The organism is Streptomyces pseudovenezuelae (assembly GCF_029892565.1).
Lineage (GTDB): Bacteria > Actinomycetota > Actinomycetes > Streptomycetales > Streptomycetaceae > Streptomyces > Streptomyces pseudovenezuelae_A.
On the sequence record NZ_JARXVH010000005.1, the window covers coordinates 87,991 to 107,815 of the forward strand.

At 71.0% G+C, this 19,825-nt stretch carries 21 protein-coding genes and 1 pseudogene; 10 read left to right on the forward strand and 12 right to left on the reverse strand.

Going from position 1 to position 19,825, the window contains the following annotated elements; all coding sequences use genetic code 11:
* Positions 1 to 4 precede the first annotated feature (4 nt).
* Genes M2283_RS16860 through M2283_RS16870 form a run of 3 tightly spaced genes read right to left on the reverse strand, consistent with a single transcriptional unit; the run spans position 5 to position 2,483 of the window.
* Positions 5 to 805, reverse strand: coding sequence for an amino acid ABC transporter ATP-binding protein (locus tag M2283_RS16860; RefSeq protein ID WP_280877067.1), 801 nt, complete (start codon positions 803 to 805; stop codon positions 5 to 7).
* Entirely contained in the window at positions 802 to 1,635 is an 834-nt protein-coding gene (locus tag M2283_RS16865; RefSeq protein WP_280877068.1) for an amino acid ABC transporter permease, read from the reverse strand. Before M2283_RS16865 ends, M2283_RS16860 begins: the two co-directional genes overlap by 4 nt.
* Positions 1,632 to 2,483, reverse strand: coding sequence for a transporter substrate-binding domain-containing protein (locus M2283_RS16870; RefSeq protein ID WP_280877069.1), 852 nt, complete (start codon positions 2,481 to 2,483; stop codon positions 1,632 to 1,634). Before M2283_RS16870 ends, M2283_RS16865 begins: the two co-directional genes overlap by 4 nt.
* Positions 2,484 to 2,637: 154 nt before the next feature.
* Here M2283_RS16870 and M2283_RS16875 point away from each other — a divergent pair, with 154 nt between their 5' ends.
* The 5 genes from M2283_RS16875 to thpD all read left to right on the forward strand — a co-directional run bounded on the left by M2283_RS16875 (position 2,638) and on the right by thpD (position 7,250).
* Positions 2,638 to 3,714 carry a pyridoxal-phosphate-dependent aminotransferase family protein gene (locus tag M2283_RS16875; protein ID WP_280877070.1) on the forward strand — a complete coding sequence of 359 codons (1,077 nt, stop codon included), beginning with the start codon at positions 2,638 to 2,640 and terminating at the stop codon, positions 3,712 to 3,714.
* Positions 3,715 to 4,020: 306 nt separating this feature from the next.
* Entirely contained in the window at positions 4,021 to 4,539 is a 519-nt protein-coding gene (gene ectA, locus M2283_RS16880) for a diaminobutyrate acetyltransferase (RefSeq protein WP_280877071.1), read from the forward strand.
* Between the two features lie 56 nt (positions 4,540 to 4,595).
* On the forward strand, positions 4,596 to 5,867 hold the full coding sequence (gene ectB, locus M2283_RS16885) for a diaminobutyrate--2-oxoglutarate transaminase (RefSeq protein ID WP_280877072.1): 1,272 nt from the start codon (positions 4,596 to 4,598) through the stop codon (positions 5,865 to 5,867).
* A gap of 65 nt (positions 5,868 to 5,932) precedes the next feature.
* The gene (locus M2283_RS16890) at positions 5,933 to 6,355 is read left to right on the forward strand and encodes an ectoine synthase (protein ID WP_280877073.1); all 423 of its coding nucleotides are present in this window, start codon (positions 5,933 to 5,935) and stop codon (positions 6,353 to 6,355) included.
* A 7-nt stretch (positions 6,356 to 6,362) separates the two neighbouring features.
* Complete coding sequence (gene thpD / locus M2283_RS16895) at positions 6,363 to 7,250, forward strand: ectoine hydroxylase (protein WP_280877074.1); 888 nt, start codon at positions 6,363 to 6,365, stop codon at positions 7,248 to 7,250.
* Between the two features lie 26 nt (positions 7,251 to 7,276).
* Here the strand turns inward: thpD and M2283_RS16900 are convergent, their stop codons facing one another.
* The 6 genes from M2283_RS16900 to M2283_RS16925 form a co-directional block, all read right to left on the reverse strand.
* Positions 7,277 to 8,314 (reverse strand): maleylpyruvate isomerase family mycothiol-dependent enzyme, encoded by a 1,038-nt coding sequence (locus M2283_RS16900; RefSeq protein WP_280877075.1) that lies wholly within the window; start codon positions 8,312 to 8,314, stop codon positions 7,277 to 7,279.
* A gap of 61 nt (positions 8,315 to 8,375) precedes the next feature.
* Entirely contained in the window at positions 8,376 to 8,993 is a 618-nt protein-coding gene (locus M2283_RS16905) for an RNA polymerase sigma factor (protein WP_280877624.1), read from the reverse strand.
* A 44-nt stretch (positions 8,994 to 9,037) separates the two neighbouring features.
* On the reverse strand, positions 9,038 to 10,159 hold the full coding sequence (locus M2283_RS16910) for an aminotransferase class V-fold PLP-dependent enzyme (RefSeq protein WP_280877076.1): 1,122 nt from the start codon (positions 10,157 to 10,159) through the stop codon (positions 9,038 to 9,040).
* Positions 10,160 to 10,219: 60 nt separating this feature from the next.
* Positions 10,220 to 10,951 carry a DsbA family oxidoreductase gene (locus tag M2283_RS16915; protein WP_280877077.1) on the reverse strand — a complete coding sequence of 244 codons (732 nt, stop codon included), beginning with the start codon at positions 10,949 to 10,951 and terminating at the stop codon, positions 10,220 to 10,222.
* Between the two features lie 89 nt (positions 10,952 to 11,040).
* Positions 11,041 to 11,556 (reverse strand): GNAT family N-acetyltransferase, encoded by a 516-nt coding sequence (locus M2283_RS16920; protein ID WP_280877078.1) that lies wholly within the window; start codon positions 11,554 to 11,556, stop codon positions 11,041 to 11,043.
* The gene (locus M2283_RS16925; RefSeq protein WP_280877079.1) at positions 11,553 to 12,548 is read right to left on the reverse strand and encodes a GlxA family transcriptional regulator; all 996 of its coding nucleotides are present in this window, start codon (positions 12,546 to 12,548) and stop codon (positions 11,553 to 11,555) included. Before M2283_RS16925 ends, M2283_RS16920 begins: the two co-directional genes overlap by 4 nt.
* Before the next feature lie 70 nt (positions 12,549 to 12,618).
* Between M2283_RS16925 and M2283_RS16930 the strand changes: the two genes are divergently transcribed.
* Entirely contained in the window at positions 12,619 to 13,992 is a 1,374-nt protein-coding gene (locus tag M2283_RS16930; protein ID WP_280877080.1) for an MFS transporter, read from the forward strand.
* On the opposite strand, the gene M2283_RS16935 is transcribed toward M2283_RS16930, so the two are convergent.
* Positions 13,967 to 14,575, reverse strand: coding sequence for a DUF1349 domain-containing protein (locus M2283_RS16935; RefSeq protein WP_280877081.1), 609 nt, complete (start codon positions 14,573 to 14,575; stop codon positions 13,967 to 13,969). The two genes, M2283_RS16930 and M2283_RS16935, sit on opposite strands and share 26 nt — an antisense overlap.
* Positions 14,576 to 14,678: 103 nt before the next feature.
* Positions 14,679 to 16,208, reverse strand: a complete 1,530-nt coding sequence (locus tag M2283_RS16940) for an aldehyde dehydrogenase (NADP(+)) (RefSeq protein ID WP_280877082.1) — start codon at positions 16,206 to 16,208, stop codon at positions 14,679 to 14,681.
* A gap of 122 nt (positions 16,209 to 16,330) precedes the next feature.
* On the opposite strand from M2283_RS16940, the gene M2283_RS16945 reads away from it, so the two are divergent.
* The 4 genes from M2283_RS16945 to M2283_RS16960 are packed head-to-tail and all read left to right on the forward strand — an operon-like array spanning position 16,331 to position 19,698.
* The gene (locus tag M2283_RS16945; protein WP_033283195.1) at positions 16,331 to 17,104 is read left to right on the forward strand and encodes an IclR family transcriptional regulator; all 774 of its coding nucleotides are present in this window, start codon (positions 16,331 to 16,333) and stop codon (positions 17,102 to 17,104) included.
* A 4-nt stretch (positions 17,105 to 17,108) separates the two neighbouring features.
* Positions 17,109 to 17,579 (forward strand): GNAT family N-acetyltransferase, encoded by a 471-nt coding sequence (locus M2283_RS16950; RefSeq protein ID WP_280877083.1) that lies wholly within the window; start codon positions 17,109 to 17,111, stop codon positions 17,577 to 17,579.
* A gap of 45 nt (positions 17,580 to 17,624) precedes the next feature.
* Positions 17,625 to 18,953, forward strand: a complete 1,329-nt coding sequence (locus M2283_RS16955) for a sensor histidine kinase (RefSeq protein WP_280877625.1) — start codon at positions 17,625 to 17,627, stop codon at positions 18,951 to 18,953.
* Positions 18,954 to 19,002: 49 nt separating this feature from the next.
* Positions 19,003 to 19,698 (forward strand): response regulator transcription factor, encoded by a 696-nt coding sequence (locus tag M2283_RS16960; protein ID WP_280877084.1) that lies wholly within the window; start codon positions 19,003 to 19,005, stop codon positions 19,696 to 19,698.
* Here the strand turns inward: M2283_RS16960 and M2283_RS16965 are convergent.
* Positions 19,661 to 19,819 (reverse strand): annotated as a pseudogene (locus M2283_RS16965) (Lrp/AsnC family transcriptional regulator); the annotation flags it as partial. The gene M2283_RS16960 and the pseudogene M2283_RS16965 sit on opposite strands and share 38 nt — an antisense overlap.
* Positions 19,820 to 19,825: the final 6 nt, after the last annotated feature.

The following is a 19,825-nucleotide window of genomic DNA, read 5'->3' on the forward strand; positions in this document are numbered from 1 at the left end:
GGCCTCACCGCGGCTGCTCCGGTGTCTCCTCCTCGACCTCGGCCATCGCGGGGTCCAGGAGCCGCGACAGGAAGTGGCGGGTGCGGGCGTTGGTGGGGGCGGTGATGACCTGTGCCGGGGTGCCGTCCTCGACGATCACGCCGCCGTCCATGAAGACGACCCGGTCGGCGACCTCGCGGGCGAAGGTCATCTCGTGGGTGACGACCATCATGGTCATGCCCTCGTCGGCGAGCATCCGCATCACGGCCAGTACGTCGCCCACGAGTTCGGGGTCGAGCGCGGACGTCGGCTCGTCGAAGAGCATCACCTCGGGGCCCATCGACAGCGCGCGGGCGATCGCCACCCGCTGCTGCTGGCCGCCGGAGAGGGAGGCGGGGTAGGCGTCCGCCTTCTCGGACAGGCCGACGCGGGACAGGTTCTCGGCGGCGACCTTCGCGGCCTCCGTCTTGCCCCGCCGCAGTACCCGGCGCTGCGGCAGCGTGAGGTTGTCGGTCACCGTGAGGTGCGGGAAGAGGTTGAACTGCTGGAAGACCATGCCGATACGGCGGCGTACGGCGTCGATGTCGACGTCCGGGTCGGTGAGTTCGGTGCCGCCGACGAAGACCTGGCCCTTGGTGGGCTCTTCGAGCAGGTTCACGCAGCGCAGGAGCGTGGACTTGCCGGAGCCGGAGGGGCCGATGACGCAGACGACCTCGCCGCGCCGGATCTCAAGGTCGATGCCCTTGAGGACCTCGTTGTCGCCGAACGACTTGTACAGGCCGCGTACTTCGATCTCCGGACCGGCCGCATGAGGTGTCTCGGTCATTTCACGGCCTCCTGGGCCTTCGCCTCCATGCGGCGTACGACGAAGCCGAGCGGGATGGTGACCAGCAGGTAGCACAGGCCGGCGACCAGGATCGGCGTGGAGTTGGCGGTCTGGCTGGCCAGGTCCCGGCCGTACTTGGACAGTTCGCGCTCCTCCAAGGTGACGCCGAGGAACAGGACGAGGGAGGAGTCCTTGAAGAGGAGCACCAGTTCGTTGGTCAGCGGCGGCAGGATGATGCGGAAGGCCTGCGGGATGACGATCGAGATCATCGCGCGAGCGGGCGAGAAGCCCAGTGAACGGGCCGCCTCCAACTGCCCCTTGGGCACCGCCTGGATGCCCGCCCGGATGGTCTCCGCCATGTAGGCCGCGGCGACCAGGCCGAGCGCGAGGGCCACCTTGCCGTAGGTGCCGCCGACGATCTCCGTGCCGGGGAAGGCGAGCGGGACGGCGACCCCGATGAAGATGAAGATCAGCAGGGCGGGCAGGCCGCGGAAGATCTCGATGTAGATGCCGGCGACCCAGCGGTAGGGGCCCACGGACGACAGCCGCATCAGCGCGATCAGCATGCCCAGCGCCAGTCCGACGACGAAGCCGGACAGCGTGTACAGCACGGTGTTCTTCAGCGCCATCGTGATGACGTCCGGGAACATCTGCTTGGCGATGTCCCACTGCGCGAACTGGTTCTTCAGCCGGCCCCAGTCCGCCGTGAGCGCGAAGACGACCACGGCGGCGACGAACAGGACGTACTGCGCGCCGCGCGACAGGCCGCGCTTCTGACTCCGCGTCATGCCCTTCTTGCGGGGCTGGAGTTGTACGTCGGTGCCGGTCATGAAGCGGAGGCGGACGCGGCGGGCGAGGCCACCGACTCGTCGTACGGGCCGATCCACTTCTCGTACAGCTTCTTGTACGTGCCGTCCGACTTCGCCTGACCGAGCGCCTTGTTGATCGCGGCGAGGAGCTTGGTGCTGCCCTTCTTCACCGTGAAGCCGTACTCCTCACCGGTGTTGATGTTGTCGGCGACCTTGAAGGCGGCGGCGTTGGCCTTGTCCTTCAACCAGCCCTGGACGACCGGGTAGTCGATGACGACGGCCTTGACCTGGCCGGTGCGCAGGCCGTTGAGGACGGCGTCGGAGGATTCGAAGGAGACCGGGTCCAGGCCCTTGCCCTTGACGTAGTCCTCGCCGGTGGTCTGCGCCTGGGCGCCCACCTTCTGGCCCTTGAGGTCGGCGAAGGAGCCGATGCCGCTGTTCTTGTCGACGAGGACGGCCTGGGTTGCGTCAAAATACGGGTCGGAGAAGTCCACGTTCTTCTTGCGCTCGGCCGTGATGGTCATGCCGGCCGCGGCCAGGTCGCACTCGCCGGAGTTGAGGAAGGCGCCGGTCTTGAAGTTCTCGAAGGGCGTGTCGAGGATCTCCTGCTTCACCCCGAGGTCCTTGGCCACCAGGTCGATCAGCGAGACGTCGAAGCCCTGCACCTTGCCGTCGACCTCCGACTGGAAGGGCGGGTAGGGCAGATGGGTGCAGGTGGTGAGCTGACCGGACTTGACGAGTGCGACCCCGCCGGACGTCTTCGAACTGCTGCCGCTGTCGGTGGAGGTACAGCCGGCCACGAGGACCAGCCCGGCCGTCGCGGTGGTGGCGGCCAGGACGCGGGCCCGGCGACCGAGGACGGTGTTCACGGAGACCTCCAGTGGGGAAAGTGGGGGTTCTGATTATAAGGAGATGCTTGGGTCTCTCAAACTATTCCGATGGCTTGAGAGCCGTCTGGCCTAGGAAGTCTCAAGTGACGGGAGTGACACGGGTGGAGGCTACCCTCGATCGAGTCACCCACCCGTGAGTGAAGAGAGCACCGCCGTGACCCACCCCTTCCTCGACCTGCCCCCGCTGAGCGCCGCGCACTTCGCCTCGATCGAGGACCGTGTGGCCCGGCTGCTCGACACCCGGCAGGACGTCGTGATCACCCAGGGCGAGGCGCTGCTGCCCCTGGAGGGCGCGATCCGTTCCACGGCCGGTCCCGGGACGACCGCGCTCAACGTCGTCACCGGCCCCTACGGGCAGACCTTCGGGGACTGGCTGCGGGACTGCGGGGCGACGGTGATCGATCTGGCGGTGCCCTTCCACGCGGCCGTCACGGCGGAGCAGATCCGGGCGGCCTTCGCGGCGCACCCCTCGATCGACTTCGTCTCCCTGGTCCACGCGGAGGCCGCGACCGGCAACACCAACCCGGTCGCGGAGATCGGCGAGGCGGTACGGGAGCAGGGGGCGCTGTTCTACCTGGACGCCGTCGCCTCCATCGGCGCCGAGCCGGTGCTGCCGGACGCGTGGGGCGTGGACCTGTGCGTGATCGGGGCACAGAAGGCGATGGGCGGCCCGGCGGGCGTCTCGGCGGTGTCGGTGAGCGAGCGGGCGTGGGCGCGGATGGCGGCCAATCCGGGGGCGCCGCGTCGCTCGTACCTCTCGCTCCTGGACTGGAAGGAGCGCTGGATCGACGGCGGCCGCAAGGCGCTGCCGCACGCTCCGGCGCAGCTGGAGATGCTCGCGCTGGAGGCGTGCGTCGAGCGGATCGAGACGGCGGGGCTCCCGGCGGTCATGGCCCGCCACGCGTCCGCCGCCGCGGCGACGCGGGCGGGCGTACTCGCCCTGGGCGGGGGTCTTGAGCCGTACGTGCACGAGGCCAGGGACGCGGCACCGGTCGCCACGACGCTGCGGACACCGGCCGGCGTCGACGCGTCGGAGCTGGTCGCGCGGGCGCTGGCGAACGACCCCTCGGTGCCGCTGGCCGCGGGGGGCGGGGCGCTGAGCAAGGAGATGATCCGGGTCAACCACTACGGGGCGGACGCGACACCGGAGGTCGTGCGGGCGAGCCTCACGGCGCTCGCGGGGGCACTGGGGGTTGTCGGCGACCGCTGATAGCGGAGCCTAATTCCAGGGGAATTTTTGAATTCACTTCCCGAATTACCGAGCGCAGCTTCCCACTTTCTCCTGCCCGCTTTTTTTCGGGCTAAACGCAAAGATTTCGCGGGAGTTACGCGGGGGTTGTACGGTTGTGACGCGTTACACATCATGTTCGTTTTGAGGCGTTTGTGACGGGCAAACCGGCACCTTTCGACCAGTTTTCGCGTAACCATCCACGCTCGCGCGATAACACACGGACCCTCCGTCCGTAACCCCTTGCGGCGATGCAATTTCGAATTTCTCTCGGTAAATTCAATTCCCATGACTGCGGGACATGCAGAACTGCAAGCGGAACTGCGAATCGACCGTCCGTCGGTGGCGGACGGCGCCACGCTGTGGCGGATCGCGAAGGAGTCGAAGGCACTCGACCTGAACTCGTCGTACAGCTACCTGCTGTGGTGCCGCGACTTCGCCGACACCTCGGCGGTGGCGCGCGACGACCGGGGCGAGGCGGTCGGCTTCGTCACCGGATACCTGCGGCCGGACCGCCCGGACACCCTGCTCGTCTGGCAGGTGGCGGTGGACGGGGCGTACCGGGGCCGCGGTCTGGCCGGCGCGCTGCTCGACGGGCTGGTCGCACGGATCGGCGCCGAGCAGCGGATCACCGCCGTGGAGACCACGATCACGCCGGGCAACACCGCCTCCGAGCGCCTGTTCGCCTCGTTCGCCGAGCGGCACGGCGCCCGGGTGGAGAACGAGGTGCTGTTCGCCACGGGGCAGTTCCCCGACGGACCGCACGACCCCGAGGTGCTCCACCGCATCGGGCCGCTGTCCCTCTGACGACCACCACGCACTCCCCACGCACTTCTCCCCCACGCAACGAGGAGCGATTCGTCGTGACCATCACCCAGCCCGACCTCAGCGTCTTCGAGACCCTCGAGTCCGAGGTGCGCAGCTACTGCCGCGGCTGGCCCACCGTCTTCGACCGCGCGCAGGGCAGCCGTATGTACGACGAGGACGGCCACGAGTACCTGGACTTCTTCGCCGGCGCCGGTTCACTCAACTACGGGCACAACAACCCCGTCCTGAAACGGGCGTTGATCGACTACCTGGAGCGGGACGGCGTCACGCACGGGCTCGACATGTCGACCACCGCCAAGCGCGCCTTCCTGGAGTCCTTCCAGAACCTGGTGCTGCGACCGCGCGACCTGCCGTACAAGGTGATGTTCCCGGGCCCCACCGGCACCAACGCCGTCGAGTCCGCGCTGAAGTTGGCGCGGAAGGTGAAGGGCCGCGAGGCGATCGTCTCGTTCACCAACGCCTTCCACGGGATGTCGCTGGGCTCGCTCGCCGTGACCGGCAACGCCTTCAAGCGGGCCGGCGCCGGGATCCCGCTCGTGCACGGCACGCCGATGCCCTTCGACAACTACTTCGAGGGCACGGTCCCGGACTTCCTGTGGTTCGAGCGGCTCCTGGAGGACCAGGGCTCCGGCCTCAACAAGCCCGCGGCCGTGATCGTCGAGACCGTGCAGGGCGAGGGCGGCATCAACGTGGCGCGGCCCGAATGGCTGCGCGCGCTCGCCGAGTTGTGCGAGCGGCAGGACATGCTGCTGATCGTCGACGACATCCAGATGGGGTGCGGGCGCACCGGCGCGTTCTTCTCGTTCGAGGAGGCCGGCATCACGCCCGACATCGTCACCGTGTCCAAGTCGATCAGCGGCTACGGACTGCCGATGTCGCTGTGCCTGTTCAAGCCCGAGCTGGACATCTGGGAGCCGGGCGAGCACAACGGCACCTTCCGCGGCAACAACCCCGCGTTCGTCACGGCCACCGCCACCCTTGAGGCGTACTGGGCGGACGGGTCCGCGATGGAGAAGCAGACCAGGGCGCGCGGCGAGCAGGTCGAGCAGGCCTTCGCCGCCATCACCGAGGAGAACCGCGCCGACATCAAGGAGTACCGCGGTCGCGGGCTCGTGTGGGGCATGGAGTTCCTGGAGGCGGCGCGGGCCGAGCGGGTCGCGCGGCGCGCCTTCGAACTCGGGCTGCTCATCGAGACGTCGGGCCCGCAGAGCGAGGTCGTGAAACTCCTCCCGGCGCTGACCATCAGCCCCGAGGAGCTCGACGAGGGCCTCACGGTCCTCGCCCGGGCCGTCCGCGAGACCGCCTGACAGCACGTCTGACAGCACGTCTGACAGGACACCTTTCCGTACCACCTAGGAGGCATCGCAACACCGTGATCGTCCGTTCGTTCAAGGACATCGAAGGCACCGACCGCCACGTACGGGCCGCGTCCGGCACCTGGGAGAGCAAACGCATCGTCCTCGCCAAGGAGCGGGTCGGCTTCTCCGTGCACGAGACGATCCTGTACGCGGGTACGCAGACGGACATGTGGTACGCGAACCACATCGAGGCCGTCGTCTGTGTGCAGGGCGACGCCGAACTGACCGACCGCGAGACCGGGACGACGTACCGCATCACGCCCGGCACCATGTATCTCCTGAACGGGCACGAGCGGCACACGCTGCGGGTCAAGGAGGACTTCCGCTGCATCTGCGTGTTCAACCCGCCCGTGACCGGCCGGGAGGACCACGACGAGAACGGTGTGTATCCGCTGCTCACCGAACCCGAGCCGGAGTCCGCACACGAGGAGGTGTGACATCACCATGACCACCGTCACCGATCTCTACCCCAGCCGCGGCGCCACCGAAGTAGCCGTCCCGCGCAAGGACCCCGTTGTGTGGGGCCCCCTCGACACACCGGGACCGATCGCGGCCGACGGCCTGCGGTCGTTCGAGAACGACGGCTTCCTCGCCGTCGACCAGCTCATCGGCGAGGACGAAGTGGCCGTCTACCACAAGGAGTTGGAGCGGCTGATCGCCGATCCGGCGATCCGGGCAGACGAACGCTCCATCATCGAGCCGAAGTCCAAGGAGATCCGCTCCGTCTTCGAGGTGCACAAGATCAGCGAGGTGTTCGCGAACCTGGTGCGCGACGAGCGGGTCGTCGGGCGCGCGCGGCAGATCCTCGGCTCGGACGTGTACGTCCACCAGTCGCGGATCAACGTCAAGCCGGGCTTCGGGGCCAGCGGCTTCTACTGGCACTCGGACTTCGAGACCTGGCACGCCGAGGACGGCCTGCCGAACATGCGGACGGTGTCCGTCTCGATCGCGCTGACCGAGAACCACGACACCAACGGCGGGCTCATGATCATGCCGGGCTCGCACCGCACGTACCTCGGGTGTGCGGGAGCCACGCCCTCGGACAACTACAAGCAGTCGCTGCAGATGCAGGACGCGGGCACGCCGTCGGACGAGGCGCTGACCGCGCTGGCCGGCGAGTACGGCATCAAGTTGTTCACGGGCAAGGCCGGTTCGGCGACCTGGTTCGACTGCAACTGCATGCACGGCTCCGGCGACAACATCACGCCGTTCCCGCGCAGCAACGTGTTCATCGTGTTCAACAGCGTGGAGAACGAGGCCGTGGAGCCGTTCGCCGCGCCGATCCGGCGCCCGGAGTTCATCGGGGCGCGGGACTTCACGCCGGTGAAGTAGTCACCTGGAGAGAGCAGAGGGCGGTGTCACAGCCAGGCCAGTGACGCCGCCCTCTCCAGTACGTCGCCGACCGCGCCCGCGTCGCCCGAGGTGGCGTGCGGCACCTCGTCGGGGGCATATCGGCCGCCGACCAGGAGGCAGAAGTCGACCGGGTCCAGGGTGAGTTCGGCGCGTACCGGCTCGTCCTCGGAGCCCAGCACCCACCGCTCGCCACCGGCGATCGCGAACAGTACCGGCGGCGCCGCGGGACCGAGCGCGAGGCCCAGGACGCGCACCGCCAGCCGGACCAGCCGGTCCAGGTGGACGGCGGGCGGCGGCGGTACGGGCAGGCCGAGGGCGCGGCCGATGTCGTCGGTGTGGATCCAGGTCTCGAAGGCGCGCACCACGAAGTGGTCGGCGACGGGCAGCCGCACGCCCATCAACAGCGTGGCCCGGCCGGCCGGTTCGGGATCGTGGGCCTCGGGCGCGGCGAGCAGCGCGGCGGCCTGCGCGGCCCAGTCGGCGACCGTCTCCTCGGGCGTACGCCCGTGTTCGCGCACGATGACGTCGGCGCTGCGCCGGTTCCAGGCGTCCTCCCAGGCCGAGCCGTCCGCATCTGCCCCGGTCGACGACGGCGGCACCCGCGCCGCGATGCCGAGCCGCCCGGCGAGGGGCTCGTCGGCGGCCAGCAGATGGGCGACGGTCGCGTGTACGTCCCAGTCGTGCACGACCGGCGTCCCCCACCGCCCCTCCGCCTCCACCAGCAATGCCTTGAGCCCGGCGACGGCGGCTGCGTAGGGCGCCGCGTGGGCGGCGACCGGGGGTGCGGCGGGGCGCAGGCGGCGGGCGAAGGCGAGGATGTCGGAGGCGCCGCCGGGCGGGCGGGGCGCGGCGGGCGTCCCCGGCAGCCCGTTCGACGCCGGTCCGTCCAGCAGCCGTACCGTCTCCCGCAGCCGTCGTGCCTGAGCCGCGCAGCTCGCGCACTCGGCGAGATGGGGCGCGACCAGGTGTTCCTCGGCCGGTGACAGGGTGCCGAAGGCCCACGCGGCCAGCAGGTCGCGTACGCCGTCGTGGTCGTCGGTCACCGTGCGCCGCCTCTCCCTGTCGAACGCTCTGGCAGTTGCCCTTCGGTACAGCCTGTCGCCATCATGCGCCCCTTTCGAGCGCGGGGTCCGGTGGGTCGGCCAAAGACTCGGCCAAGGTGCGTAAAGCCGTGCGCAGGCGGGTCTTGGCGGTGCCCTCGGGGATGCCGAGTTCGACGGCGGCCTGCCGGTAGGTGCGGCCCGCGAAGTAGGCCAGGTGCACCACCTCCCGTTGTGGCTGCGGGAGTTCGGCGAGGGCGGAGTGCAGCAGGAGGGAGCGCTCGCGGTCGACGAGCGCCTCGTCGGGGCCGGGTGCGGCGTCCGGGATGGCGTGCAGGGCCGAGTCGTCGGCGCGGGCGTCCTTGCGGTGCCGTGCTTCGCTGCGCACCCAGTCGACGGCCCGCCGGTGGGCCAGCATCGACAGCCAGGAGCGCAGGCTGCCGCGCCGCGCGTCGAAGGCGTACGGCCTGCTCCACAGCTGGGCGAAGACCTCCTGCGCCACGTCCTCGGCGGCGACCGCACTGCGCGTGACCCGCACGGCGACGCGCCGCACCAGCGAGCCGTACGCCGTGTACGCCTCGGCCAGCGCGGACTCGTCACCGTAGACCAGCCGCCTGTGCAGCTCCGAGTCGACGGCGAGCTGCATGGACGTATCGCCCGTGGACTCCACCGGCACCACCACCCCTGGTGCCTTCCTAGCGTCCGCGCGGGCGCCGCGCCAGTGGTTCACGAAGACAGGACGTCCAGGAGTCGGTCGACGTCGGTGGACATGTTGTACATATGGAAGGCGGCGCGCAGGTTGCCCGCGCGGTTGGAGACCTCGACCCCGGCGGCGCTCAACTCGCCCTGGCGGACGCCGAGTCCGGGCACGGAGACGATGGGTGAGCCGGGCGAGGGGACGGGTTCGCGGCCGAGCGTGGCCAGGCCCGCGCGGAAGCGGTCGGCCAGCGCGAGGTCGTGGGCGCGTACGGCGTCCACCCCGAGTTCCTCCAGGAGTTGGAGGGAGTGGCGGGCACCGGCGTAGGAGAAGAGGGCGGGGCTCTCGTCGAACCGCCGTGCGGAGTGGGCGAGTTCCTCGACGGGGCCGTAGCAGGAGTCCCAGGGGTGCTCCCCCGCCACCCAGCCGGCGAACAGCGGCGGCAGTCCGCCGAGGTCCTCCGGGACGACCAGGAAGGCCACGCCCCGCGGGCAGAGGAGCCACTTGTACGCGACGCAGGCGGCGTAGTCGTATGCGTCCGCGTCGAAGTCCAGCCAACCGACCGCCTGGGACGCGTCGATGTACGTACGCGCCCCGTGCTCGTGCGCCGCCGCCCGGATCGCGGGCAGGTCGGCGACCCGTCCGTCGGCGGACTGCGCGGCGCTGACCGCGACGAGGGCGGTGCCGGGCCGCACCGACTCGGCGATCCGCTCCAACGGCACACCGCGCACCTTGAGGTCGGTGCGGACGTGGAAGGGATTGACCGCGCTGCTGAAGTCGCCCTCGGCGGTGAGGACTTCGGCGCCCGCGGGCAGCGACGCGGCGACCAGTCCGCTGTAGACGGCGACCGAGGCCCCCGCCGCCACCCGGCGCCCGGGCACCCCGGCCAGCCGCGCGAAGGAGGCCCGGCTCGCCTCGACGTCCCCGAACATGTCGGTCGGCACCCCGGCGGCCGCCGCCTCCACGGCGGTCCGCATGGCGGCCACCGTGCGCGCCGGCATCAGCCCGGTGCTCGCGCTGTTGAGATAGGTGTTCTTCGGGGCGAACTCGGCTCGGACGAGGCGCGCGAACTTCTCGGTGGCCGCCGTGGTCTCCGCGTTCTCCGTGGTCTCCATGGATCCACTGTGGGCCCGGCGGAACTCGTAGTCCATTGCCGATTCTTACGTGGTACCGCTAAGGAACGCTTATACGTCCGCCCCGACCTGCGGCTTTCACGGCCGCGGCGGCACCGCGCACCCGTCCGGACCGCACGCGTCGCCGTCGGCGCCCGTACTCCCCTGGTCGATCAGCGTCAGCGGCGACCGCTCGCCCCACGCCTGGCCCAGCGCCTGCGCGAAGACCTCGGCGGGCTGGGCGCCGGAGACGCCGTACTTGCGGTCGAGCACGAAGAACGGCACGCCGTTGGCGCCGAGTTCGGCCGCCTCGCGCTCGTCGGCGCGGACGTCGTCGGCGTACGCGGTCGGGTCGGCGAGCACCTTGCGGGCGTCCTCCGCCGCGAGACCGGCGGCCACGGCGAGTTCGACGAGCCGCTCGTCGCCCTCGGCGAAGAGAGAGCGCTCCTCGGCGAAGTTGGCCTTGTAGAAGGCCTGGATCAGCTCGTCCTGCCGGCCCTGCTCCTTGGCGAGGTGCAGCAGGCGGTGCATGTCGAAGGTGTTGCCGTGGTCGCGGTCCCGGGTGCGGTACTCCAGGCCCTCGGCGGCGGCCTGCGCGCCCAGGTTCTCCTCGCCGGCCTGCGCCTGCGCCTGGCTCATGCCGTACTTCTTGGTGAGCATGCCGATCACGGGCTGGATGTCGCTCTTGGCCCGGCCGGGGTCCAGCTCGAAGGAGCGGTGCACCACCTCGACCTGCTCGCGGTGCGGGAAGGCGGCCAGCGCCTTCTCGAAGCGGGCCTTGCCCACGTAGCACCAGGGACAGGCGATGTCCGACCAGATCTCGACGCGCATGCTCTCGGCTCTTTCCGGCTCGAAGGGATACGGAGGATCCCTCCGCCGCACGCAACAACGTTCAGGCAGCCGATTTCATTCCCCCGGTTTCACCTCCCGGCTTCATTCCCCGGCACTGTGAACCGCAGGTAGCGGTGGTGGTCCCCTTCGACCGGCGGGTTCTCCGGGTCCGGGGTCCAGCCCAGGCGGGCGTAGAAGGCCTGGGCGCGCCGGTTGTCGACGTGCACGTCGAGGACGGCCGTCCGTCTGCCGTCGGCAAGCCACTGCTCCACGCAGGCCGTGTGCAGGGCCCTGCCGACGCCGGAGCGCCAGTGGTCGGGGTCGACGTGGAACTGGAACAGCTTGACCGTGTCGGCGGGGGCGCCCTGCGGGGTGCGGAAGGAGGCGAGCCCGACGGTGCGGCCCTGCTCTACGAGGCACAGGACATGGCCCTCCGGCCGCTCGATGGCGCCCTGCCAGGCGGCGAGCCAGTCGGTGCCGTCGTCCGGGAGTCCTTCGGGGTAGTACGTGGCCCGGGCGCGCGCGTGCAGGGCGGTGACGGTCGCCGCCTCGGCGGGCAGGGCGGTGCGGATGACCCGGCCGACCACGACTTGCTCTCTGATCATGCAACCGATGACGTGCTCGCGACCGCTCCGGTTCCGAGCCGGCTGAACTGCGCCCGGTAGGCGCTCGGCGTCAGCCCGGTCCGGCGCACCACATGGGCGCGCAGCGAGTCGGCCGTGCCGAGGCCGCAGGCGCGGGCCACCTGGTCCATGGGCAGGGCGGTGGTCTCCAGCAACTCCCGGGCCCGCTCGACGCGTTGGTGCAGCAGCCACTGCAACGGGCTGACCCCGCTCTCGGCGTGGAAGCGGCGGGTGAGGGTGCGCACGCTGACGCCCGCGTGCCGGGCCAGGTCGGTGAGGGTGAGCGGTTGGTCGAGGCGGCGCATGGCCCAGCCGCGGGTGTCGGCGCAGACCTCGCCGCGCTCGGGCGGCAGCGGGGTGTGGGTGAACTGGGTCTGGCCGCCGGGCCGTACGGGCGCGACCAGGGCGAGGCGGGCGACCTCGTTGGCGACGGCGGCGCCGTAGTCGGTGCGGATCATGTGCAGGCACAGGTCGATGCCGGCGGCGTAGCCGGAAGCGGTCAGAAACTGGCCGTCCTGGACGTAGAGGACGTCGCCGGTGAGGTCGACCTCCGGATAGCGCCTGCGCAGCTCCTCGGCCTGGTTCCAGTAGGTGGTGGCCCGGCGGCCGTCCAGGAGACCGGCCTCGGCCAGGGCGAACGCCCCGCTGCAGATGGAGGCGATGCGCTTGCCCGCGGCGGCGGCCTCGCGGAGGGCGGTCACCGTGCGCGGGTCGGGTGTGTACCGGTGGCCCGTGCCGACGACGAGGACCGTGTCCGCGTCCCGCACGATGTCCAGGCCCTGCCGTACGTGCAGGTCGAGGCCGCCCGTGGTGGGGACGGGACCCGGTTCCGGAGCGCAGATGACCGTCTCGTAGCCCGGCTCCCCGTCGATCTCGACTCGTTCGAACAGCAGCTCCGGGATGGCCAGGTTGAACATCGAGACGGGGGTCGCCGCGACGACGGCGACCCGACGGGGGCGGCTGAGCTGGTTCATGGCCAGAACCTCCGGGTGCATGGCATTCAGGCCACTACCGTACCCGTGCCGAAGTCAGCAGCATGAGTACATGCCGACCGACCGGACCCTCCCGCACAAGCAACTACTGGACGATCACCGCGAGTTGAAGGGACCGCGCCCCTCCCCCGGCCTCACCCTCTCCGCCGCTCTCCTCGGCTTCTCGTTGATCACCCTCGACGCGTCCGTGGTGAACGTGGCCCTGCCCTCGATCGGCTCCGCGCTCGGTGCCGGGCTGTCGGGCCTGCAGTGGGTGGTGGACGCGTACACGCTCGCGTTCGCCGCGCTGATGCTCTCCACCGGGGCCTTCGCGGACCGGGCCGGCGCGAGCCGTGCCTACGCCCTGGGCATCGCGGTGTTCACGCTGGCCTCGGCGGCCTGCGGACTGGCGCCGAACCTGCCGGCGCTGATCGGGGCGCGGGTGGCGCAGGGGGTCGCGGCGGCCGTGGTGCTGCCGGCCTCGCTCGCCCTGGTCCGGCAGGCGTACCCCGATCCGGCCCGCCGGTCCCGGGCGGTGGCGACGTGGGCGGCCGGCGGCGCGGTGGCGATGGCCCTGGGCCCGGTCGCGGGCGGCGCGCTGACGACGGCCTGGGACTGGCGGGCCATCTTCTTCATCAACCTGCCGCTCGGCGCACTGGCCCTGCTCCTGCTGGTCCGGGCACCCCGCTCACCACGCCGTCCGGCCCCGCTGGACCTCCCGGGCCAGCTGACCGCGGTGATCACCCTCACCGCCGTCACCTTCGCGGTGATCGAGGGCGGCGCGACGGGCCTGGCGGCGCTGGCGGTGGCGGTCGCGGCCGGAGCGGCCTTCGTCCTCATCGAGTCGCGCCACCCCCACCCGGTGGTCCCGCTGGGCCTGTTCCGCGACCGGACCGTCTCGGCGGCCGTCGCCGCCGGCGCGGCGTGCAGCGTGGCCTTCTACGGCGTGGTCTTCCTCTTCTCCCTCTTCCTCCAGCAGATCCAGGACCACTCCGCGCTCTACGCCGGACTGATGTTCCTGCCGATGGCCGGCCTGATCTCGATCACCAACGTGATCGCCGGAAAGCTGACGGGCCGCTACGGCCCCCGCCTGCCGATGCTGGTGGGCCAGGCCCTGGCGGCGGCCGGACTCCTGCTTCTGCTGTACGTCGACGAGGGCACGTCCCCGGTGCTGGTGGCGGCGCTCCTCGTACCGATGGCCGTCGGCTGCGCGCTGACGGTCCCGCCGCTGACCGTGGCCATGATGGACGCGGTGCCGGCCGAGCGGGCCGGACTCGCGGCGGGCGTGCTCAACTCGGCCCGTCAGGTGGCGGGCGGCCTGGGGATCGCGGCCTTCGGGGCGTTGGTGGCCAACGGATTCGTCGCGGGCCTACGGGCGAGCCTGGCCATCAGCGCGGCCCTGCTCCTCCTGACCTGCCTGCTCAGCTTCCGTCGCGCAGGTCGCTAGGCCAGCTGTCCCGGAACTCGATGTGGTCGTACGTCACGACACACCCCTCCCCCATCGGCGACTGCGTCATGAACCCGACCAGTGCCGCGTCCGTCTCCTTCTCCCCGCCCAGCGTGAACAGCCGGACGAAGGTCCAGCGTTCACCGTCCCGAGAGGCGTGAAAGGCGAAGGCCCGTCCGGTCCGGCTGACCCGCAGCCACACCGAACTCCCTTCCACGCTGAAGGAGTTGGCGTCATCGGAGTGCCCCCGGGTGACCACCGTGCAGACGGTGGGCACATCCGGGGAGTACTCCAGACAGAGCTTCGCCCAGGCCCGGTCACCGACATGGACGTAGAGCACCCCGGCATCGAAGGCCTTGGCAAATCCGACGGTGACCCGAGCGATCAGCTGGAAGTCCCCGTCCGGCGCCCCGAGCAACCGGGGCGCGTCGGCGGCGGGGTCCAGTCCCTCATCGGTAGGCGGTACGAATCGGTCCTGCCGAGGCCCGGCCCACCCGGTGAGGACGCCGTCCTCGTGAGACCAATTACCGGCAGGTCCATAGGTACGGAGGCCGAAGGGCAGTTCGGAAAGTTCCAAGTCCATCCACTGAGTCTCTCAGGTCCCGTCTGCCTGCCTAGGGGCGCGGGGAACTGCGCGACCAGCCACAACGAACCTTTGGCCCGCGAACTACCGCACCCCTGCGGCGCTACCGCTCCAAACGCCCATCAAACCGACGGGGCAACCCCAACGAGTTCTCATCCCGAAGCTCAACCGGCAGCAGAGCCTCAGGCACCCCCTGATAGACAACCGGCCGCATCCACCGCTCAACAGCCGTCCCACCAACGGACGTCGACGTCGAAGTGGTCGCCGGGTACGGCCCCCCGTGATGCTGAGCCGCAGCCACAGCCACACCCGTAGGCCACCCATTCACCAGCACACGCCCCGCCAGCGGCGTCAACTCGGCCAGGATCTCCGCCCCGCGACCCTCACCGTCCGCTTCCTCCGAAGACAAGTGAACCGTCGCCGTCAGATTCCCGGGCAGCCGAGAGAGCACTCCCCGCAGCTCACCCTCGTCCTCGTAGCGAGCGACAACCGTCACCGGCCCGAAGCACTCCTCCAGAAGCAGGTCGTACGCCCCCTCGGCAGCCAACTTCTCCGCCGCCACCGTAAGGAACCCCGCACTGACCGTGTGCTGACTCCCCGCCCCCGGAGTCACCGGAGTCTCGACCTCGGCCAACTCGGCCCGCTCGGCGACTCCGGCGATGAAGTTGTCCCGCATCCGGTGATCGAGAAGCACCCCGGCCTCGGTGTCACTCACGGCATCCGTCAGCGACTTCACCAGCCGATCACCCGCCGCCCCGGCAGGCGCGAGCACCAGCCCGGGCTTGACGCAGAACTGCCCGACACCGAGCGTCATCGAACCCGCAAGACCCGCACCGATCGCCTCGGCCCGCTCGGCCGCGGCGGCCTCGGTGATCACGACAGGATTCAGCGACCCCAGCTCACCGTGGAACGGAATCGGCGCCGGACGCGCGGCGGCCGCGTCGAACAGCGCCCGCCCCCCGCGTACCGACCCGGTGAAACCGGCCGCGGCGACCAGCGGGTGCTCGACCAGCTCGACACCCGCCTCGAAACCGTGCACCAGACCGACGACACCGGCCGGGATGCCGTGCACGGCGGCGGCCCGACGCAGCACCTTGGCGACCAGCTCGGACAGGGCCGGATGGTCGGGGTGGGCCTTGACGACGACCGGGCAGCCGGCGGCCAGCGCACTCGCGGTGTCGCCGCCGGCGACCGAGAAGGCGAAGGGGAAGTTGGAGGCCGAGTAGACGGCGACGACGCCCAGCGGCACCTTGTACCGGCGCAGGTCCGGGATCGGCGGGGTCGCGGTGGCGTCGGGGTGGTTGATGATCACGTCGAGGAAGGCGCCCTCGTCGACGATGCCGGCGAACGCGCGCAACTGGTAGCAGGTGCGGGCGAGTTCGCCGGTGAGCCGGACCGGGCCGAGCGCGGTCTCCGCGTCGGCGGTCTCGACGAGACCGTCCTTGGCGGCTTCCAGCTGATCAGCGGCGGTGCGCAGGAAGGCCGAGCGGACCGCGCGGTCGGCGAGCGAGGCGCGCGCCTCGTGGGCGGCGCGGACGGTGACGTCCACCTCCTGGGCTGTGGCCTCCACCGCAACCTGCTCGCGCTGCTTCCCGGTACGGGGGTCGACACTCCAGACTGGTGCTGCTGCCACCGCGGGTCCCTCCAGGTATATCTGGGTCATTCACCAGTGTTCGTTCGATATGCTGAACGCTGTCTCTGATGATGAATATGCTGTTGGAGACTATTTCCCGTCCAACGAAGGGGTCAAGGGCGATGTCGGCAGGCGAGACAGGCGGCGGGGCGCAGGTCAAGTCCGCGGTGCGGACCGTGGAATTGCTGGAGTACTTCGCCGGTCGCCCCGGTATGCACTCGCTCGCGTCGGTGCAGGAAGCCGTCGGATATCCCAAGTCCAGCCTGTACATGCTGCTGCGCACCCTGGTCGAACTGGGCTGGGTGGAGACGGACGCGACGGGCACACGGTACGGGATCGGCGTACGGGCGCTGTTGGTCGGCACGTCGTACATCGACGGCGACGAGGTGGTCGCGGCGGCGCGGCCGACGCTGGACCGGCTCTCGGACGACACGACCGAGACGATCCACCTGGCCCGCCTCGACGGCACGAACGTGGTCTACCTGGCCACCCGCCAGTCGCAGCACTATCTGCGCCCCTTCACCCGGGTCGGCCGCCGGCTGCCGGCGCACTCGACCTCCCTGGGCAAGGCGCTGCTGAGCACCTACAGCGACGAGCAGGTCCGCAAGATGCTCCCCGAGACGCTGCCGGCGCTGACGGAGCACACGATCACCGACCGCGAGAAGCTGATCGAGGAACTCCACCAGGTCCGGGAGCAGGGCTTCGCGGTGGACCGCGAGGAGAACACGCTGGGGCTGCGCTGCTTCGGTGTGGCGATCCCGTACCGCACCCCGGCTCGGGACGCGATCAGTTGCTCGGTGCCGGTGGCGCGGCTGACGCCCGCGCACGAACAGATGGTGAAGGACGCGCTGTTCGACGCGCGTGACCGACTGACGCTGGCGACCCGGAGGCTCTGAACGCATGGACGTCGTACTGCGCCCGGTCCACGACAGCGATCTGCCGGTCTTCTACCGGCAGTTGAACGACCCGGAGTCGCTGCGCATGGCCGCCTTCACTCCCGCGGACCCGGCCGACCGGGACGCCTTCGACGCGCACTGGAAGCGGATCCGGGCCTCCTCCGCCGTCCAGTGGGCCGTCCTCGCCGACGGTGACGTGGTGGGCAGCGCGGCGGTGTACGGGGAGCCGGGCGAGCGCGAGGTCACCTACTGGGTGGACCGCGCCTACTGGGGGCAGGGGATCGCCACGGCCGCGCTGCGGGCGCTGCTCGCCGAGACACCCGAACGCCCGCTGTACGCACGGGCGGCGGCGGACAACGCGGGGTCGCGGCGGGTCCTGGAGAAGTGCGGCTTCCGCGTCACGGCGCGGACGAGCGGGTACGCGAACGCGCGGGGCGAGGAGATCGACGAGGTCGTGCTGACGCTGGAGGGTTGAGGACCGTTGCGGCGGTTCGAGGGGGGCGGTTCGGCGGCCGGGACGGTGGTCACGACGGCGGTCGAATCGACGGGCGGGGTACGGGAGTTCGCGCGGCTGCTGCTGGGGCGGCGGGCCCGGCTGCGCTGGGTCCATCTGATCCTCGGTGGCGCGCTCGCCATGCCGTACGTCCTGCTCGGCGAGGTCTTCGTCGGTCCGATCACCGGCTCGCAGAACGTCTTCGGGGACTTCCGCCTCCAACTCCTCTCCTTCGCCGCCGGGTTGCCGCTGGCCGCCGCCACCTCACTGTTCCCGCTGACCCGCCCGCTGGAGGCGAGCGCCGTCCGGTGGCTGTGCGGGGTCGACGCGGACCTGCTCGTCTACGGTCCCGCGCGCACCCGGGCCGCGAAGGGGCGGACGGCGGCCTGGTTCACGCTGCACCTCGGGTTCGGCGGGATCGTCGCCGGGATGTCGCTGGCCGTGCCGCCGTTCGCCGTCGTCCTGATCGTGCTGCCGCTCTTCGCGTGGCTGCGCGACAGCCGGCTCGGGCTGCCCGAAGTCCTCGGCCACACCTGGGCGTTGGCGCTCTCGCCGGTCGCGGGCATCGCGTGTCTGCTCGCGCTCGCGGGGTGCGCGGCCGGTGCCGGGGCGCTGCTGGCGCGCTGGGCACCGGCGCTGCTCGGGCCCGCCCCGGAGGACCGGCTCGCGGCGGCCGAGGCCCGCGCCGCCGACCTCGCGGTACGCAACCGGCTCGCCCGCGAGCTGCACGACTCCGTCGGCCACGCGCTCAGCGCGGTCACCCTCCAGGCGAGCGCGGCCCGACGTGTCCTGGACTCCGACCCGGAGTTCGTCCGCGAGGCGCTGGCCGCGATCGAGGACACCACGCGTCGCACGGTCGGCGAACTGGACGCCGTCCTGGGCGTGTTGAGAGACGGCGACACCCCGGGCACCGGCCCGGCCCCCACGCTCGCCGTCGACCTCGGCGGGTTGCTGCGCCGCGTCCGCGCGGGTGGCCTCCGGCTGACGGCGACCCTGACCGCCGACCCCGAAACCCTGCCGCCGGTGCTGTCCCGCGAGGCCTACCGCATCGTCCAGGAGGGCCTGAGCAACGCCGTCCGGCACGCCGGCGACGACGTGGAGGTGACGCTGCGCGTCGAACTCGCCGAGGGTCACCTGGAGATCACCGTCGAGAACCCCCTCGTCCCGTCCGACTCCCAACGCCCCGGCGGCGGTCACGGCCTGCGCGGCATCGCGGACCGGGCGCGGTTGCTGGGCGGGACGGTGGAGGCGGGAGCGGGAGCGGGGACGGGTAGTGGGGGTTCGGAGGGCGCGAGTCCGCAAGGCGCCGGGATGTGGCGTCTCCACGTACGCCTGCCGGTGAAGTTCCCGGCATGAACCGACCCCCGGCCCGCCTTCCCTTCCCACCTGAGCCGAAGGACCCCGCATGTCCGAGCCCCACCCGCCGATCCGGATCGTCCTCGCCGACGACGAGCGCATGGTCCGTACCGCGCTGCGCGCCATCCTCTCCGCCGAGCCCGATCTGGAGGTGGTCGGTGAGGCGGCGAGCGGGGACGAGGCGGTGTCCGTCGTGCGGGAACTGCGGCCCGACGTCGTGCTCATGGACGTACGAATGCCCGGGATCGACGGCATCCGGGCCACCGAGGAGATCCTCGCCGCGCTCGACGAGCCGCCCCGGATCGTCGTCGTGACCACCTTCGAGAACGACTCCTACGTGTACGAGGCGCTGCGCGCCGGAGCGGCCGGGTTCCTGCTGAAGCGGGCCGACGCCGACGCGCTCGTCCAGGCCGTACGGCTCGTCGCGCGCAGCGACAACCTGCTGTTCCCGTCGGCCCTGCGGACGCTGGCCGCCGAGCACGCGCGCGCGTACGTGACGCCACCGGAGTGGGTGGCGCGGCTCACCGGCCGGGAGAGCGAGGTGCTGCGGCACCTGGCGGAGGGGCTGACGAACGCGGAGATCGCCCACCGGATGGAGGTCGGCCCGGCCACCGTGAAGTCGCACGTGGCGTCCGTACTGGCGAAGACCGGCACCAGGGATCGCACCCAGGCGGTGATCGCGGCGTACGAGGCGGGTTTCCTAGGGTTCAGAGGCTCCCGGGGCGGACCAGACCGGTCCTTTTGACGCCGCTCAGGATGGGGGTGACCTCGATCGTGGAGACGTGGGTGAGGGCACCGATGGTGTCGTTCAGGAAGTGGTGGAGCGCGTCGAGGTCGGCGGCGACGGCCACGAGGAGGTTGGCCGAGCCGGT